Origin of the sequence: uncultured Nostoc sp. (assembly GCF_964245575.1) — a bacterium.
Lineage (GTDB): Bacteria > Cyanobacteriota > Cyanobacteriia > Cyanobacteriales > Nostocaceae > Nostoc.
This window is the reverse complement of sequence record NZ_CAXTNP010000027.1, coordinates 26,091-42,303: the sequence shown is the minus strand read 5'-3', so window position 1 is coordinate 42,303 and position 16,213 is coordinate 26,091. Positions and strand designations below refer to the sequence as shown.

Sequence of the window (16,213 nt, the reverse complement as noted above, 5' to 3'; positions counted from 1 at the left end):
CAGTAGTTGATTGCAGCAGTTGCACCAAGGCGGCGATCGCTTTTGTGCGGTCTGTTTGTTGCAGTGCTGATTTAACTTCCTTTTCGATTGAACTGCGACTGTTAATTGTCCACTCGGCAATTTGCCTTACTATTTCATCTGCTTTCAAATAATCTCTAAACTCTGTAATTCCTGCGGCAGCTAAAAAATAGGCGCGATATTCATAAAATTTTTGACATCCATCTTTAAAATTAACTAAAGCATCAATAAACTGTTGCTTTTGCTGGTTGAGGTTTTCTTCTCGCCCTAACCAAAGTAATATTGTTTGCTTCCATTGCGGCTCAAAGATACGATAAGTTCCTTGATCGGGATTTTTGGGAACGTGGTTGAGAAAGAAATGCCAGTCATCAATTGCTTTAGCAGCAAAGTACTCTTGAAATGAGGCATGAAAGAAAGCGTAAACAGGTTTTCTATTTGTATCTATCCCTACCCTGTTCAGCCAGCCGCGATTTAGTGCCAATTTCAGCAGCGAGTTTTCATTATCAGCATCTCCCAAAAACTGACTAACAAAATCCTGCCGCAAACGAAAACGGGTTACTTCTTTGTCTATAGCTTCTTTAGCTAATTTCCCCAACTCGACATTGAGTTGCTGACGCTGGTCAGAATCTGTAACAAATTCCTCTTTTTTCCAGTTGTAGAAGTCATCAACAAATTGCTGATAGAGTCCCGCTTGAGTATCCGGTAATTTGCCATCTCCTGCTTGCCAATTTAAGCACAGCAGCGTCAACCGCAGAGGATTTTTCACTAAATCCTGAATCCGTTCCTTACCTGATTCTTTCAACGCAGTACATAACTGCTTCCCAGTTTCGGGAATAGCAGTGAACCATTTGTCAATAAATTTCTCTTGTTGTGGATAAGAAAAATCTAAACTGCGATAAATATCAAAATTATCAAGTGCATTAATGCTGCCATCCCACAGATTAACCCGACAAGTCAGCACAATTCGCGCTTGAGAAATTAACCCTACTTCACGGAATTGTCGAGCAATTTCTGTTAGAGGATTAGATGCGGACATTTCATCTAACCCATCTAGCAGCAACCACACATTATTTTGATTAAACAGAGCAACAAAATCATTCTCTAGTTGCTCAGTGGCTTCAGCTTTACCTATTTTCTCAGCCACCTGAGTTAACCAAGTCTCGAACAGATAAGATTTTAGTTCCTTCTCTCGCAAATCTGCTAAAGATACCCAAATCACAATCGACTGGTGAATCTCACGAGATACCCACTCAGCAATCTGCTGTAACAGTGTTGTCTTTCCTGCTCCGGGTTCGCCAATAATTGCAATCCGCTTACCTTGACTTTTAGGCGTGTTCTTCTGTTTGAGAACTTCTTCAAGAAAAGCATCATGCTCAAATGTTTTGGTGATTTCTGTCTCCTTGTACAGTTTTGACCCCTGTTCTGGAGAAATATCACCTTGACGCTTCGATACTTTTTTGCGCTCAACTAATCCCAGTGGTACGTAAACATCATCAACTTGCAGGGCGATTCCTTCAGTTGATGTCAGAGGATTTGTAGTCAGCTTTCGCCGTTCTGCCAACAATTCACGGCAGACTTTGCGCCAGTCATCGAGAGTTAACTTTGTCCCATCCTCCCCTTGAGACGACTGTAGTCAAAAGTTGAAGTTATTAGTTTGGTTATTTATTTGTCCTTGATTTACAACCCCAATTTTTTCTGCTAGCTGCGTCAGATTTTGAATGGTTGGCTGTTGAGACTTGAGAGTATTTTCGATTTCTTGAATTTTTTGAGTGAGCTTTGGTTCTGCTTTTGCTGCTGCTTCAACTTCCACAACAGCTTGAGCAATTTCTGGGTCTGTGTCTGCTGCTGCTTTCAGTTCCAGCACTGCTTGACCATAATCTAAACGCTGCGGTTCATTTCCTTCAACAGCAGTGGTGAGTAATGGCGATTTATTCTTCTGGCGGAGTAATTCTATTAACTAACCAGGAGCCATCGATACAGCATGACCAATGTTTTTGCCGATTTCCTCCTGCGCTTTAGTCCAAAGCGTAGTTGCGATCGCAGTAGCAACAGCCGTCAGTGTTACAGTTACCATAAATTCACCATAGATCACGCGATGTCAGCAATTACTTCAAGCTTGACAAATACCATTTCGCAAAACCTTGGCGATTATTGCCAAGATAACTCAGTATATCACGCAATTAATTAGCAATTATCCAGTTAGGTTCTTAGTTGCAAGGAAGTAGCGAATTGCAAAAATCGTTAATTAACTCTATTGTGGAGAATCCATTGTGGAGAGTGCGATCGCTTAATTCATACTACTTGTCTGTGCGCGGACTAAGGAAAAAGTCAAATTTTTAACCCGCGCAGGCTGGTTTTGTTTGTGTAGCCGTGACTTCTAATCGCCAAGGCAGTAGAAGTTAAAACAAACAGTGCGTTACGCCAAAGGCTAACGCACCCTACGAAAATATATGAAACCTAGTTATGAATTATTAATTAGAAGCTGCCTTTTCTGCTACAGCACGAATTATTTCCTCCAGCGTTTGGAGTAATTCTTGCTCGTTATAAGGTTTAGAAAAGTAAGCCTTAGCACCCAATTGCATCGCCAATTGCCGATGTTTATTGCTGCTACGAGAAGTCAGCATCGCAACAGGAATATTTTTTGTATTAACGTCTGAATTTATCTTACCTAAAAAACCATAACCATCAAGGCGAGGCATTTCAATATCACAAATTACCGCCTCAACTATCAATCCACTATGGAGTTTTTCTAAGGCATCTTGACCATCTTTAGCTTGCTCTACTTGATACCCTCCTTTTTCAAGGGTCAGCGCTAAAAAGCGGCGAACATTAATCGAGTCATCTACGATTAAAACTGTGCCTTTCTGCTTAACAGATGCGGCTGATATTTTGTTTTCATCAAATATCAGGAACGGTGTTTTTAACCTTGCTGATGGTAATTGAGTACCTCTAGGAGTCCGCCGATTTGTAGCAATCCAATACAGCAACTCATTAATATTAACTAGTGGCACTACTCGACCATCACCAAGAATTGTGCAGTTGCTAAAGCCTTCAGGTAAAGGTATATTTCCCTCGACTTGGCGAATAGCAACTTCCTGTTCACCCCAGCAACGGTCTATTTGGATTGCTACTGGCTGATTATTACCTTTGACTACTAAGACGCTGTTAGCATTAATTGCTGCCGGAGCTTCTAATTCTGAGCGATCGTAGCGCAGGCAATTAAACTCTAAATATTGAGTCAGGCGAATCAGTGGTAGCATGTTTCCTTGCCAATTTAGAACTTCGCTACCTGCCATTTGGAAAACTCGCTCGTCTTGGAGTAAGGATATTTCTGAAATGACATCTGTGGGAAATGCCAATAGCATTTTGTTGATTTCTACCAGCAGAACTCGTGCCACGGAAAGTGTAAATGGTAGTGATAAGGTGAAGGTAGTACCAACTCCTGGTTCCGTATCAACTTTCACATCTCCTCGAATTAGTTTAAGGTTGTTACGAACCACATCCATACCGACACCGCGACCAGATAATGCTGTGACTTGTTCGGAGGTGGTAAAACCTGGTTCAAAAATTAGTGATAACAGTTCTTCATCACTAGCATTAGCGAGTAGAGAAGCATCCAATCCCATAGCTAGGGCGCGGGTACGAATTTTTTCCAGAGAAATGCCCCAACCATCATCACGGATAGTAATCAGAGTGCGATTGCTGCGGTGAGTAGCTGTAATTTCAATCAATCCTTGTTCTGGTTTACCCAGAAGGCGGCGAGTGCTAGAGTCTTCGATACCATGATCGAAGGCGTTCCTTAAGAGATGCATTAAAGGTTCGTTTAATGCTTCTAAAATGCTGCGTTCAATTAAAGTGTTGCCACCTTCAATTTTTAACTGGACATTTTTCCCATACTCTACATTTAAATCGCGCAAAGCTCTAGGAAAACGTTCAATTAAATCGGACAGTGGCCGCATTATGATGTGATTTAGCTTTGTTTGTAACTGTTTGGATGTTTTGTTTATTTTACGAGCAATTTGGTCTGTATCATCTACACTGAGTTGCACATCAGTTGTAACTTCCTGTACCTGAACAATGGTTTCCATAACTTCCTGCGATCGCAGGTTTAAATCGTTATAGCGATCCATTTCTAAGGCATCAAATCCCCTGTCTATGTTTTGTGTTTCATGGCTATTTTCAGCTTGTACTCGCATCCTAGCAGCTTGAGTGGAAATTTTGTCATAAGCTATACGTAATTCCTGGTTTTCTCGGTCGAGAACTTGGACTCGCTGGTTTAAGTTCCGAACGAGTTTGCGTAATCTTTCTAGTTGCGAGTTTAACCCGTTTCGCTGGACAATCAGTTCGCCAAATAAATCATTAATTTGCTCTAGTTGTTTGCTGGGAACTCGGACACTATTTTCATGAGTTTCCCGCTCTTTCGCAACGCCATTTGGCTCCCCTTTGCCTTCGCTAAATCTGGCATCTGGAGGATTATTTTCTCTGGCAAATATTGTATTGTGTTCAGTGACATTGACAGCATTAACATCATCTGCAAATTCTGCATCTAAAAATGTAAAGTTAGCAGCGATACCTGCGCCAGGCTGCGCCAAAGCTTCATGATTAGTCCAATTTTCTCTAGTGTTTTCTAGCGGCCAAATAGATGTTGAAACTACTTCTGTGTCTGTGGCGATATCTGGTATTATTTCGGCTGGTAATAGTGGCTGAGATTGCTTATAACTAGCAAAGTCAAGTTCTGTAGGCAAGTTATCTAGTTGATTTGTCAACACCAAAGCTTGCGATCGCCGCCATGCTTGCAATGCTAACTGGGCAATTTCGGGAATGCGCGAGCTGCTAACAGTTTCCAATAGTTGCGTTACTGACTCACAAAGCTTGGTAAAAGCTGCCAACTGGAGCATTTCACCCAAACCGCCCAATTCAGCTGCCATTATGACAAGTTCTTCATGCAATCCGGGCTGTTTGCTATCTGCCAATATAGATTCTAGGCGTTGCAAACACTCTTCTACTTCTGTGCCAAATAGCAAGGGAATAACGTCTTGGCCATCTTCTGGCGATAGCATGGTTGAGGCATCCTCAGGGGTGGGGTCACCCAAGCGATCGTGCAACTCATCAAAAATTGGGTAACAAAAGGTTGCTAACCACGCATCTTCGACAACATTTCCTTCTGCTAGCAATTCTACAATCTGACGTAGCCAGTCAACTCCAGATAGCAATAAACTTTGCAACTGGGTATCAATTTCGAGAGAATTTTTTTTAGTTTTTAAAACTTTAAAGGAATCTTCCAGACGGTGAGCTAAATCACTTAGTGATCTAAATCCCATCATCCCCGCACCACCTTTGATAGAATGAGCGGCCCGGAGTGCAGCATTGATTTTATCTAAATCGATGCGATTACTAGTATCGATTTCCAGTAATACCCCTTCTAAGGTATTCAAGTAATCAGTTGCTTCTTCCAGAAACTGCATCTGGATTTCTAGTTCTTTGTCTTGTAACATGGTTTTTTTCCTTAATTATTGGTCATTGGTCATTGGTCATTAGTCATTAAGTAGGACGACGTAAATAATTAAAGGTTTGTAGTGAAGGCTTTAGCCCTCAAAGTAGGGCTTTAGCCCTCACTACAAACTAATTTGAATATTTTTTACATGAGTTAGTATAGTTTGAATTATTCTCACCGACTTACTTAGTCATTAGTAATTGGTAACTAGACTTTGGACAAATGACAACGGACAAATAACAAAAGTCATTTGTCATTGGTCACTAGCAAATAATAAATGACTTTTGACAAATGACTTTTGACAAACTTAACTAACTTTGAAAGCCTCGACAGTCTCTTGTAACTGATGAGAAATCTCCACAGTTTGTTGCAGAGATTCGGAAACTTGGCGAGAAGAATCGCTGGTGCGTTGTGATACAGCAGCGATATCTTTCATCAATTGGCTAACACTTTGCGATGTTTCAACCTGAGATGCAGTTGCAGTGGAAATCGACTGCACTAAGGAGTCAATTTCACGCGATACATCTAAAATTTCACTCAGACTTTGTTTAGCCTCCTCCACAATTCGAGTTCCTTCTACCACTTGGCTAGTGCCTATTTCCATCGCCTGTACCACTTCACTGGTTTCTTGTTGAATATTTTCAACAATTTGTTCAATTTCTTGAGTTGCTGCGGCACTCCTAACTGCTAGTTCGCCGACTTCTTCAGCCACTACGGCAAAACCTTGACCTTCTTCACCCGCACGCGCTGCTTCAATACCGGCGTTAATGGCTAGTAAGTTAGTTTGAATAGCGATTTGGTTAATCAAGGAAACCACGCGAGAAATTTGTTGCGAAGATTCTCCCAAACGTTTCATTTTCTTAGCAGTTTCACCCACAGTTTCCCGCAAAGACAGGATGTTTTGTACTGTTAAATCCATCGCGTGTCCACTCTTAGTAGCGGTGTGAGCCGCATGATTGGCAACGAAAGCAGCTTTTTCGGCGCTTTCGGCTACGGACTGCATGGATTCGGTCATTTGGTCAACAGCATCCAAGGTACGGTTGATTTCGGCAGCTTGGGTGAGTGCTTCCTCTGCTAAGTGGCTGATGGCTCCTTCATTAGAGCCAATGGCAGCATTCACATGGATAGCAGCTTGTTGAACTTGGGTAACAATATCCCGGAGGCTTTCTACAATGGAGTTAAAAAAGTCGGCAACAGTGCCTATTTCCCCAGCCGTCACGTCTGCACGTACTGTCAAGTCGCCTCTGGCTGCACCTTCTACATTATTGAGCAGTTCTAAAAGTTGCTGTTGCAGTGTTTCTTTTTGATGCCGTTCGTCGTCAGAACCAACTACTGCAACATTCCTAGATTGTATCTCTTCTAATAACTTGGCTTGTTCTAAGGCATAGCCAATTTGAGTTGCTATCTGTTGAAACAAGTCAATTTCCGGCTGTTGCCAAACACGAGGATTTTCGCAATGATGAGCAATTAATAAGGATAAAAGCTGGCCTTGGGCAAGAATTGGTACGATCAAATTACCTTTGACAGCAAATTTTTCCAAAAATTGGACGTAATCGGCAGCATTTTTCAAGCTTTGGTCTTGATGAATGTTTGCAATTGCTTGCACCTGTCCATAGTGATAAGTTTCTATATAACGTTCCCGAAAATAAGGATCGTCAATTTTCACTCCGAGCATTTCCGGCCAATTACCAGTTACTGATTCAGCAACGACAACACCATCCCCAGTATTTTGATTCAGACTATAAATAATTACCCGGTCTGTTTTTAGCGATCGCTGAACTTCTTTTACTGCTGCGTGATAAATATCTTCAGTTTTGAGACTTCTCCGAATTCGTAAGGTGATATCTGTTAGTAATTTTGCCCCTTCAACGTCCAGTTCCTGTTCTTTAACTAAGACTTGCAATTGTTCGGCCATCTGGTTGATATTTGCACTCAATACCCCTAATTCGTCTTCTCTTGCAATTTCCAGACGGGTATTGAATTTACCTTGAGCAAGCTTTGCTAATACCGCAGTCGCATTTAAAATTGGCTGTGTAGTAAGTTTAGCTAACCGAGATGCGATCGCAGCTACAATCAATGCTGTCACTGCTGTACCGATGGCTATAATCCACAACAATTGTCTTTGCGGCTCAAATACAATTGCTGTGTCTGTGGATAAAAGTACTTGCCAGTTTAAATCTGGTAAGCCATCTAACTTACTCGCTGGTACGTAGCTGACTAGTTCTTCTTTTTTGTAAGTTTTGGGAACTTGTATAAAACTATCTACCTTATTGGCTGTTACCAGTTTAGGTAAACTAGAATACTCTCCCTTTGCCTCTTTCCCTAATAATTCCTTTTGTGGACTCAAGAAAACTTTTCCTGAAGCATCGAGCAAATGGTATTGTTGCCCATTGGCTACGTAGTTTTTGATGACTTCCTCTAAAGATTTTACGGGCATCCGCGCTCTTACCACACCAATGGTTTGGCTCGTCCTTGTCTGTTTCACAGGTGCAGCTATATAAATATTCACTACACCAGTATTTTTTGCTGCTTCAGGTTTACTGATGACAGGAATATCTTTTTGTAAAGCGTCTTGAAAGTAGGTACGGTCTTTTTGGTTGTCCAGGGGTTCGCCTGTGGATTGGACAATCAAGTTACCTTGGCGATCAAAAACAGCAATACTGTCATAAACTTTGTAGGCTTCGACAACTCGATCTAGAATTGCTTGTTTATCTTGAGTGGTAATATTTACACTAGCTTGGGGACTTGTCAAAAAAAGTAAACTTGAGATGATCTGAATATCTCCGTAGCGTCCCAACATGAAACGGTTAACTTTATCACTCAAGCCAATGGCTTCAGCTTGTTGAGATTGGGTAATTTGCTTAGTAATTGATTTGTTGGCGAAGCTAAAAGCGATCGCGCCGATGCCCAATATTGGGATTGTACCGATTGCGATCGCTAAAATAGTCGCTTTCTTAGCCAATCCGAGTTTTGCAAAAGAGGCAATAGCCTGATTTAGTAAAGAATTATTAGCCGTTTTACTAGTAGTTTTACTTGGTAGCTTTATGACACTACCATTTATTTTTTGGGATGAAATCAGTGATGCTCGATTTTGAGCGCCACTACCTTGATTCGCATTGGTTTTATTAAACATAAAAGTAATTCTCCTAACTATGTGAATAAGAACACTAAAAATCTTTTTTAGTAATACACCCTAATCACTGCGGAGAATAGAAGACTGCACAATTGCCTGAGCATCTAATACCAGTAATATTTCTTCTTGTTGCACAACGCACCCACATAAATAAGGAACTAAACTGGATGCCACTTGTCCTATAGGAGAATGAATATGATCAGGGATGAACTTAGTCGTACCTTTTATTTCTTGCACAACTAAACCCAACACCAATGATTCGACTTGAATAACGATCGCACTGTACTGCCGCAGTCGATAATCTAGGGATTCTAAATTGAGCATTCTTGGCAAATCAACAACCCAAATTATCCGACTCCGCCAATTCATCAATCCTAATATACAGGAGGGCATATTAGGCATTGAGGTTACAGATTCAATAGGCACAATAATTGCTTCTTGCGTATGTTTCATTGATAAAACAGCAGCAGTCTGTTGATTTAGCTGAAACTTCAGATAACCCTCTGCTAAATTATTTTGGGTTTCTTTTGAAGGAAGTGTAATGTTTATACTAGTCATTGATTCAAATTACCACTGATTTAATAGTGCGTAGCAGATGTTCGCGGGTATAAGGTTTAGTTATGTAGGCATCTGCACCTTGTCTCATCGCCCATAATCGGTCAATTTCTTGATTTTTTGAACTACAAATTACAATTGGCACTTTTGCAGTAATCGGATTTCTTCTCAGATAACGACATAATTCAAATCCGCTCATTTCTGGCATTACTACATCAGTAACGATCGCATCTGGTTTTTCTAACACAGCTTTTTCTAAACCCTCTTTTGCACCACTTGCTTTAATTACGTTGTAACCACTTTCTTTCAGATAATGACTCATCAATTCCAATTCACTGGGAGAATCTTCTACAATCAGAATTGTGCCAAGTAAAGTCAGACTCACTATTAAATCTCCTAAAAAATAACTGAAGGCTATTAAATTTGGTTATATAAGACTCCTCTTTGATTTTTGAAAAAACTCGCCCTTAATTCAAAAGGGCTGATTCCCTAGTAGAGATGCAATTAATCGCATCTCTACTCCCTACTTCCTCCCTACACAAATAAGTTCAAAAATCAAATCGCATTTCTATAGTTATTGGTTGTTACTAAATTAACCAAGATGTTTAAAAACCATTTTTAGCAATTCTGATTGTGTAAAAGGCTTAGTTAAATATCCTGATGATCTGACTAGTTTCGCCTTTGCCCTGTCGATAAATCCTGTTCTACCAGTCACCATAATGATAGGCGTATGTTTAAAAGCTGAATGTTTTCGTAATAAGGAACATAGCTCATAGCCATCTAAACTTGGCATCTCAACATCTAGCAATATCAGATCGGGTTTACTCCGAATAATTTGCATTAAAGCCTTGACAGGATCGTTAATCATCACCACTGAAAATGTTTTTTCATCCAAAAAGTGTTTGATGGAATTTAAAACTGTTTGGCTATCATCAATGCAGGCAATTGTATATAGTTTTTTGCCAACAGGTAGCTGAGTAGTTTTATTATTTTCCGGAATATCAAAATTGATTGGTATCGGTAACTTTTGCCCAAGTTTTATTTGCACTTGTGGCTGAACTTGAGACGGTTGTATTTTAGACAAAACTTGGGAAGCCCCACCAGCCGGAATTGATGACTGGATATTTTGCCGATTTCGTAACTGCTTTTGACAGTGTTCAACAAGTAACCGCAAATCCAGGCGACAGAACTTTGGTAATTCATCTAAAGAGCTTTCTGGGCTGAATTCATAGCTACCTTCTTTTAAGCATAAAAATGATTCCAGTACTTCTTTTGCTAATTCGTCTATCAGGCTTGCTGCTTGCACAGAGGTGATATAGTCCTGATTTACCAACCAACAAATAGCTTGGTAATCCGCATTGGGTATTGATTGATGTTCATTCTTCGTCTCAAACATCAGCCGCATCTGCACACGAGTGGCGCTGTTGAGAGCAGGAATTTGCTGGCTCAAGCGTCGCAAGTGACTGTCAAGCCGCTCAAACAGTTTATCTGAATAGGAGGCATAAGTAAGTTTACCGTCCTCTAGATAAATTGACCAAGAAACTATTCCAGTAGATATATTTAAGCACCCTGTAACACGCCGACTGGTTAATTGTGCCAACAGAGATAGCGGATGTAGTTTCTGGAACAACCTGTAGCTACCTATAGGAGTTATGCTCATTTTGCTTTTACTTCAGCTAAATTCGATATGTGTAAGTTAAATTTGTATAGAGTTATTCCACAATTGAAATCAAGTAAAAAGCATCAATTTTTTGTATTTTTAACTAAATCAGCTTATTTCTAGACTTTGTGGTGAAACTCAACGAAAACAGCGTTATTTTCAAACGATCAAATCTCAGTAAATTCGTAAATTATGATTAATTTACTTTCTGTTACTGAGATTTACAGACATTTCTGGACAATAAGACATAAAAATGTCAAGACTAGATGAAGCCACTTTCCATTGAGTAACCCCAATCTGACCACAGGAATAATACTGATTTTGTAGATAGTGATATATTTGGATTTATGTATTTACACTGAAGTTCAATCTAGTCTTTAAGCAAGTAAGGACTAGATGAAGCCACTTTTCATTAAATATCCCCGTTGTGACTACGGAGATAATACTGATTTTTTTGACAAAAATAAAACATAATTCAGAAGGGCTAGTAACCGTATCAGAAAAAGGGTTGAAATTAATCGGCGTCTTCAGGTAAATTTTTCTGGTTGTCCAAAATGCGCGATCGCACAGCAAGATTATTCTTTGGTAACAAGCGATCGCCCGCTCTAAATTCTCAGTCTGCTCTCCTCTGATTTTGTTAGCGTAAGCAAGACCGAGATTATTTTGCGTCCCTGCCCAATTTTGGGGAAAAGCTTGCTCGGTGTAGACCATCAGCGCTACTTCATAGCCAGTGATGGCAATTTCCATATTGCTGGCTTTGTCACCCGAGGGGAATTGTGCTATTAAATTGCTAAAATTGACAATAACTGCTGCTAGGGATTTCCCGTTATTTGCTTCTGCTTCCCACCGTGTATTTCTCCCCCAAAGGCGCAATATTTATGCTAACACCCCGTCGAGTTTGTCTGGATTCTTTGCCAGCAACGGGTAAACTACCTGGGTATTACCTCTACTTTCTGTAGTTGCTTGGATTACCTCCATCAAGAATTGGGCATATGTTCGTATCTCCTCCTCACTGAGAGATTGCAAATCTAATGTAATATCTAGATTCAACGTTTCCTTTAGTTGCATTGCAAAACGTTGGCACCCCAATTCGCTTTATTCTCATCTCCCTGCTGTGAAAACATCGCCCCCTTCGCTTCTAGCGTTTGCAAGAAGCCAAAATCCACTAATTCTTGGCTTGCTACCAAAGTCTCTAGGATTTCATCGTGACTACGGCAATTTAACAGGTTTTGAATGAGGTTGAAATACTCTTGCTGGCGTTGTTCGTTCATGGCTAAAGGCGTGAGGTATTATATTACACTTTGAGCATGAAAAAAATTTAATATCAGCCCCATAGACTCTGCAAAAGTTTAGAGTCTTATCACAGGCCATACTTTTCCGATACCGATTACCCTACACCTAACATTACAAAAAAAACTAGCTACTGAAGCTTTTAAGATTATCCCTTAATTGTTTATGAATGCTTTGGTGTAGCCCGCCACAGGCATCACCCACTGACAGTTTCAAATGACTTAAGGATGCGGATTCGCCATTTAAGCGCCAATTTACAGATTATGCTGTGGGTTAAATATCAACAATCCACTAATTAGGTAAAAAGTCTTCATCTAAACATTCATCCGCAGTAAACGGAGAGTCTACCCCAAAAGTATCAAGCGATAAACCAGTTTCATCACTGGCTTGTTTTCTCGCATCTTGATAACACTCAATCCAAACTTCTTGGAAATATGGTTTTAAACTAGGACTATCCTTAAAAGTTATTCTCAATCTGCGGCGATGTTCTCTAATAGTTCCTTTCCAACTATTAGAACGTTTTTCTGGCTGATATTTATATTTTAGTAGATGCATTAATAGAACAACTAAATTACTCGCAAGCACGTGTTTTTCACTTCTTGCCATGCATTCAATCTCTTCAATCAGATTTTCTAAATCAATCTCAGAAAATCTGCCTTCTTTTAATTGTTTAGCTGTTGTCTCTATCCACAGATAAAAATCTTGGTCGTAAAGATGAGAGTTTGTAAAGACCGTTGGTTGAGGCGCTGTCATCTGATTTTTAAACCTCCCAAAATCCAACTATTAAGGTTGATTTAATTCCGCTCTTGCTATGCCCGTGATACATCTAATATACGTTGCTTTTGGGCTGACTCTAAGTGGAAGTTGAGACTTAACGAGCAACAGAGTGAGTATATGATAACAAAATCTTTAGCAATCCGATTTGATTTTTGAGATCACGCAAGAAGTGAGCGATCGCAAAGTTAAAAAACACAGATAACAATCTTCTTACGCCAGCAAAGTATAGCTCTACTGGACTTTACTGCTGGGAGCATCTCACCTTTGCAAAAATATTTAGGTAGTAAGCTGACCATTGAGATAGGCAGATCGCAGTTGTAGCATTCGAGGCACGTTTGCTAATTTCCACTGTGCTCCAGAAATTTTTAACCGCTTACCGATCTGTTTAACCGCAGATTCTACAGCGCCAGAACCAATAGAGCATAAGCCTTCTTCTCATAAATACTCATAGTTAACAATTCCTTGAGAATGCTTTTTAAGATAGTTGATGAAGTTTTGGGCGGGCTTTTTTTTCAAATCGACAAATAGTGCGTAGGCGTAGCCCGCCGCAGGCATCGCTGACTCAATCTGACCCAGCCAAAGAAAAGTCTCTGCGGCTTTTAAACGTTTGATTGAGCCACCAACCTTGTAGAGGTTTTCCTTCAAGTGATACCAGTCTAAGATTTCCTGCCTTTGTTGCTCACTACCAATCTCCTGAAACAGATTCCAGACTCCATCATGCCCATCTCCCAAACAGACCAGAGGGGAAAGAAGACGTTGACTATTAACCCAATCTGTTAGGGACAGATTATCTTGGAAGAATGTACCGTAGTAAATACCTTGCAGGCGAACCGCTTTATAGTCTCGCCAATAGCTTTCTACACCCTTGACTTGAGAACGCAAACGGACTTTTCCTCCATCAATACTAACCTCTGATACTCCTTGAAGAGTCTGCGGCTCCTGAAAGTCCTGCCGATGAACCAGTCGTTGTAAGGTGCTGTGAGATAGTTTCATCCCTGTCAATTTCAATATCTTTTTCACCATCTTGAAATGATTCGTTTCCACTCAACAGCAGACAATTTTTTTCAAATAGTGGACTTAACTGGCTATAAGGCTTTAATCCCAATACTTCTGCTTGTTTATCCGTGACTGTAACCTTTCCCAAAACGCTCTTGACTATTCTTTTTCTACCTTTTTCTGTCCCTGTGACTTGTTTGATAAAAAAAAAGCAATTTTTGGACTTACTTGCTCTAGCATCTTGGTTCGTACTGCTTTTTCTAAACTCTCAAAGCTTTTTAGTTCTTCAGTCTGGGTGTTCCGATAAAGAATTTCTGCCGCTTCCACCAAGCAGGCTTCTAGGCGTTGGGAGTCTTCAGGGGTCATAGTAGTTGCATTTGCCACTCGTGAAGGAGAGTATAACTATTTTCCCTCACCTACACCTATATTTGCAAAGGTGAGATGCTCCCTTTACTGCTTGGAGTTGAGGATGAATTTACCAAAAGTGCATGAGCCTATTGACTCATGCACTTTCCGTAAATTAAAAATGCGGATGAAAGGACTTGAACCTTCACTCCTTTCGGAACTAGAACCTAAATCTAGCGCGTCTGCCAATTCCGCCACATCCGCATCAGTTTCCTATCATACCATGAGAAATTATTTTTGGGAATAGGGAGTGGGGAGTGAGGGAGTAGAGGAAAAGTTGCAGTAAATCTTTTTCCAATGCCCCATGCCCAATTACATCACCGCAACACGAGGCAGACGATGCTTAAACCCACAAAGAATTTCCCAAGAAATAGTGTTTAGTTGTTCTGCCCAATCGTCTGCTGAAATGTTTTCTTTTCCCTGTTCCCCTAGCAAGGTGACTACTTCCCCTTCTTGCATATTGGGTATAGCACTCACATCCAGCATCAACTGATCCATTGTAATTGCCCCAATTTGCGAAACTCGCTGACCGCGAATTAACGCCTGCATTTTGTTGGAAAGACTGCGAGGCACACCGTCAGCATAGCCAATTCCGACGACAGCGAGGCAAAGTTCACGCGGGGCAATAAATTGATGCCCGTAACTAACAGCAGTTCCTGCGGCAATTGTTTTAACTTGGGTGACTCTTGCTTTAAGTTGCAAAACCGGCTTGAGATCGATCGCATTTTGTAAATGGGTTGCTGGGTAGAGTCCGTAAACAGCTAAACCTACTCGCACAATGTCGTAGTGCAATGCCGGATTTGTAAGTGCGGCGGCTGAGTTTGCCAAGTGCAAGCAAGGTGGTTCAATTCCCATTGCTTTGATTTGAGCGATCGCTTCCTCAAATCGTCTATGCTGTTCTTCCATTGCCGTAGTATCAGGATCATCTGCTGTTGCCAAATGAGAATAAATACTGGCAATAGATAGATGTGGTAAGCGCTGTACTAATTGCACAAATTCACCAGCTTGCTGCCAATTAGTTCCCAACCTAGACATTCCCGTGTCTAATTTGATGTGTACGGGCACTGGAGAACCATGATTCATGGATTCTAGGATATCGGAAAATACTAAAGCTTGTTTAGGGCTACAGAGTGTGGGCTGAAGTTTCCAATGTGCGATCGCATGAATTTGCTCTGGTGTATGAGTTGCCCCTAAAATCAAAATGGGTCCTTCAATCCCGCCTTCTCGCAATTGAATAGCTTCTGGAACTGTAGCGACTCCCAGCCAACTAGCTCCCGATTCGATTGCAGTTTGGGCGACTGTTACCGCTCCATGTCCATAGGCATCAGCTTTTACTACTGCCATCAACTCAGTACGTGGCGATAAAAACTGCACCAATTGCTGTATATTGTACGACAACGCCCCTAAGTCAATTTCTACCCAGGCTCGTTGCGAAAACCAGGCGTAGGTGTCGCACTGCTGATTAGGAACTACACCAGGGATTTGTTTGCGACTTAACATTTTTACTGACTCCTATCCCACCACGGCTAAACTTCCAAGTTATCTATACACGCTTACTAAAGCGAGATCAGATTAAATAGGAAGTGTAACCTTCATATTGGAATTGATACAAGATGTTGCAGTATGTAAAGTAAAAGTTGAGAGTTACAGCAGATATCAAGTTGGTAGGTACACAAGGATTCGTCTGTTACCCAGGTATAAAGCGTGTTTTACTCCTAAATTCTGTATTCTGAATTCTGAATTCTGCTGTATGACTTGAGAGCAAAGCCAGAGACGCTCCTGACTTCTAAACTTTTAACTCATAACTTAATCTCCGAATTATCCCGAAAGTATAATTTATTCTCATCCTCCTAGAGGGTGTATTTGTGTTAACATTTATGTAAAG

12 protein-coding genes, 1 tRNA gene and 1 pseudogene are annotated in these 16,213 nt (G+C 40.7%); all 14 read right to left on the bottom strand.

What is annotated here, in order from left to right; genetic code table 11:
• On the bottom strand, nucleotides 1–1,579 hold a 1,579-nt coding region (locus ACFFAP_RS06960; protein ID WP_375510534.1), incomplete at its 3' end, for an NACHT domain-containing protein.
• Nucleotides 1,580–1,651: 72 nt separating this feature from the next.
• Nucleotides 1,652–1,882: a hypothetical protein gene (locus tag ACFFAP_RS06955; protein WP_375510533.1), complete on the bottom strand. Its 231-nt coding sequence runs from the start codon at nucleotides 1,880–1,882 to the stop codon at nucleotides 1,652–1,654.
• Between the two features lie 607 nt (nucleotides 1,883–2,489).
• Complete coding sequence (locus ACFFAP_RS06950) at nucleotides 2,490–5,513, bottom strand: response regulator (RefSeq protein WP_375510532.1); 3,024 nt, start codon at nucleotides 5,511–5,513, stop codon at nucleotides 2,490–2,492.
• Between the two features lie 306 nt (nucleotides 5,514–5,819).
• Nucleotides 5,820–8,645, bottom strand: coding sequence for a methyl-accepting chemotaxis protein (locus ACFFAP_RS06945; protein WP_375510531.1), 2,826 nt, complete (start codon nucleotides 8,643–8,645; stop codon nucleotides 5,820–5,822).
• A gap of 60 nt (nucleotides 8,646–8,705) precedes the next feature.
• Nucleotides 8,706–9,203, bottom strand: a complete 498-nt coding sequence (locus ACFFAP_RS06940) for a chemotaxis protein CheW (protein ID WP_375510530.1) — start codon at nucleotides 9,201–9,203, stop codon at nucleotides 8,706–8,708.
• A 4-nt stretch (nucleotides 9,204–9,207) separates the two neighbouring features.
• Entirely contained in the window at nucleotides 9,208–9,585 is a 378-nt protein-coding gene (locus ACFFAP_RS06935; RefSeq protein WP_375510529.1) for a response regulator transcription factor, read from the bottom strand.
• 207 nt (nucleotides 9,586–9,792) lie between these two features.
• Entirely contained in the window at nucleotides 9,793–10,860 is a 1,068-nt protein-coding gene (locus ACFFAP_RS06930; protein ID WP_375510528.1) for a response regulator, read from the bottom strand.
• A 345-nt stretch (nucleotides 10,861–11,205) separates the two neighbouring features.
• The gene (locus ACFFAP_RS06925) at nucleotides 11,206–11,607 is read right to left on the bottom strand and encodes a hypothetical protein (RefSeq protein WP_375510527.1); all 402 of its coding nucleotides are present in this window, start codon (nucleotides 11,605–11,607) and stop codon (nucleotides 11,206–11,208) included.
• Nucleotides 11,608–11,736: 129 nt separating this feature from the next.
• A complete protein-coding gene (locus ACFFAP_RS06920; RefSeq protein ID WP_375510526.1) occupies nucleotides 11,737–11,928 on the bottom strand; it encodes a hypothetical protein in 192 nt (63 codons plus the stop codon).
• On the bottom strand, nucleotides 11,919–12,131 hold the full coding sequence (locus ACFFAP_RS06915; protein WP_375510525.1) for a hypothetical protein: 213 nt from the start codon (nucleotides 12,129–12,131) through the stop codon (nucleotides 11,919–11,921). The genes ACFFAP_RS06920 and ACFFAP_RS06915 overlap by 10 nt, the downstream gene beginning before the upstream one ends.
• 310 nt (nucleotides 12,132–12,441) lie before the next feature.
• The gene (locus ACFFAP_RS06910) at nucleotides 12,442–12,903 is read right to left on the bottom strand and encodes a DUF29 domain-containing protein (protein WP_375510524.1); all 462 of its coding nucleotides are present in this window, start codon (nucleotides 12,901–12,903) and stop codon (nucleotides 12,442–12,444) included.
• A gap of 300 nt (nucleotides 12,904–13,203) precedes the next feature.
• A pseudogene (locus ACFFAP_RS06905) lies at nucleotides 13,204–14,289 on the bottom strand (ISKra4 family transposase).
• Between the two features lie 161 nt (nucleotides 14,290–14,450).
• Nucleotides 14,451–14,532, bottom strand: a tRNA-Leu gene (locus ACFFAP_RS06900).
• A 108-nt stretch (nucleotides 14,533–14,640) separates the two neighbouring features.
• A complete protein-coding gene (alr, locus tag ACFFAP_RS06895; protein WP_375510523.1) occupies nucleotides 14,641–15,828 on the bottom strand; it encodes an alanine racemase in 1,188 nt (395 codons plus the stop codon).
• Nucleotides 15,829–16,213 lie beyond the last annotated feature (385 nt).

What these genes read in the sequence shown, in the direction of transcription:
- ACFFAP_RS06950 (WP_375510532.1), bottom strand. Translation starts at nt 5,513, where the DNA reads ATGTTACAAGACAAAGAACTAGAAATCCAGATGCAGTTTCTGGAAGAA.
- ACFFAP_RS06945 (WP_375510531.1), bottom strand. Translation starts at nt 8,645, where the DNA reads ATGTTTAATAAAACCAATGCGAATCAAGGTAGTGGCGCTCAAAATCGA.
- ACFFAP_RS06940 (WP_375510530.1), bottom strand. Translation starts at nt 9,203, where the DNA reads ATGACTAGTATAAACATTACACTTCCTTCAAAAGAAACCCAAAATAAT.
- ACFFAP_RS06930 (WP_375510528.1), bottom strand. Translation starts at nt 10,860, where the DNA reads ATGAGCATAACTCCTATAGGTAGCTACAGGTTGTTCCAGAAACTACAT.
- ACFFAP_RS06925 (WP_375510527.1), bottom strand. Translation starts at nt 11,607, where the DNA reads ATGGAAATTGCCATCACTGGCTATGAAGTAGCGCTGATGGTCTACACC.
- ACFFAP_RS06920 (WP_375510526.1), bottom strand. Translation starts at nt 11,928, where the DNA reads ATGCAACTAAAGGAAACGTTGAATCTAGATATTACATTAGATTTGCAA.
- ACFFAP_RS06915 (WP_375510525.1), bottom strand. Translation starts at nt 12,131, where the DNA reads ATGAACGAACAACGCCAGCAAGAGTATTTCAACCTCATTCAAAACCTG.
- ACFFAP_RS06910 (WP_375510524.1), bottom strand. Translation starts at nt 12,903, where the DNA reads ATGACAGCGCCTCAACCAACGGTCTTTACAAACTCTCATCTTTACGAC.
- alr (WP_375510523.1), bottom strand. Translation starts at nt 15,828, where the DNA reads ATGTTAAGTCGCAAACAAATCCCTGGTGTAGTTCCTAATCAGCAGTGC.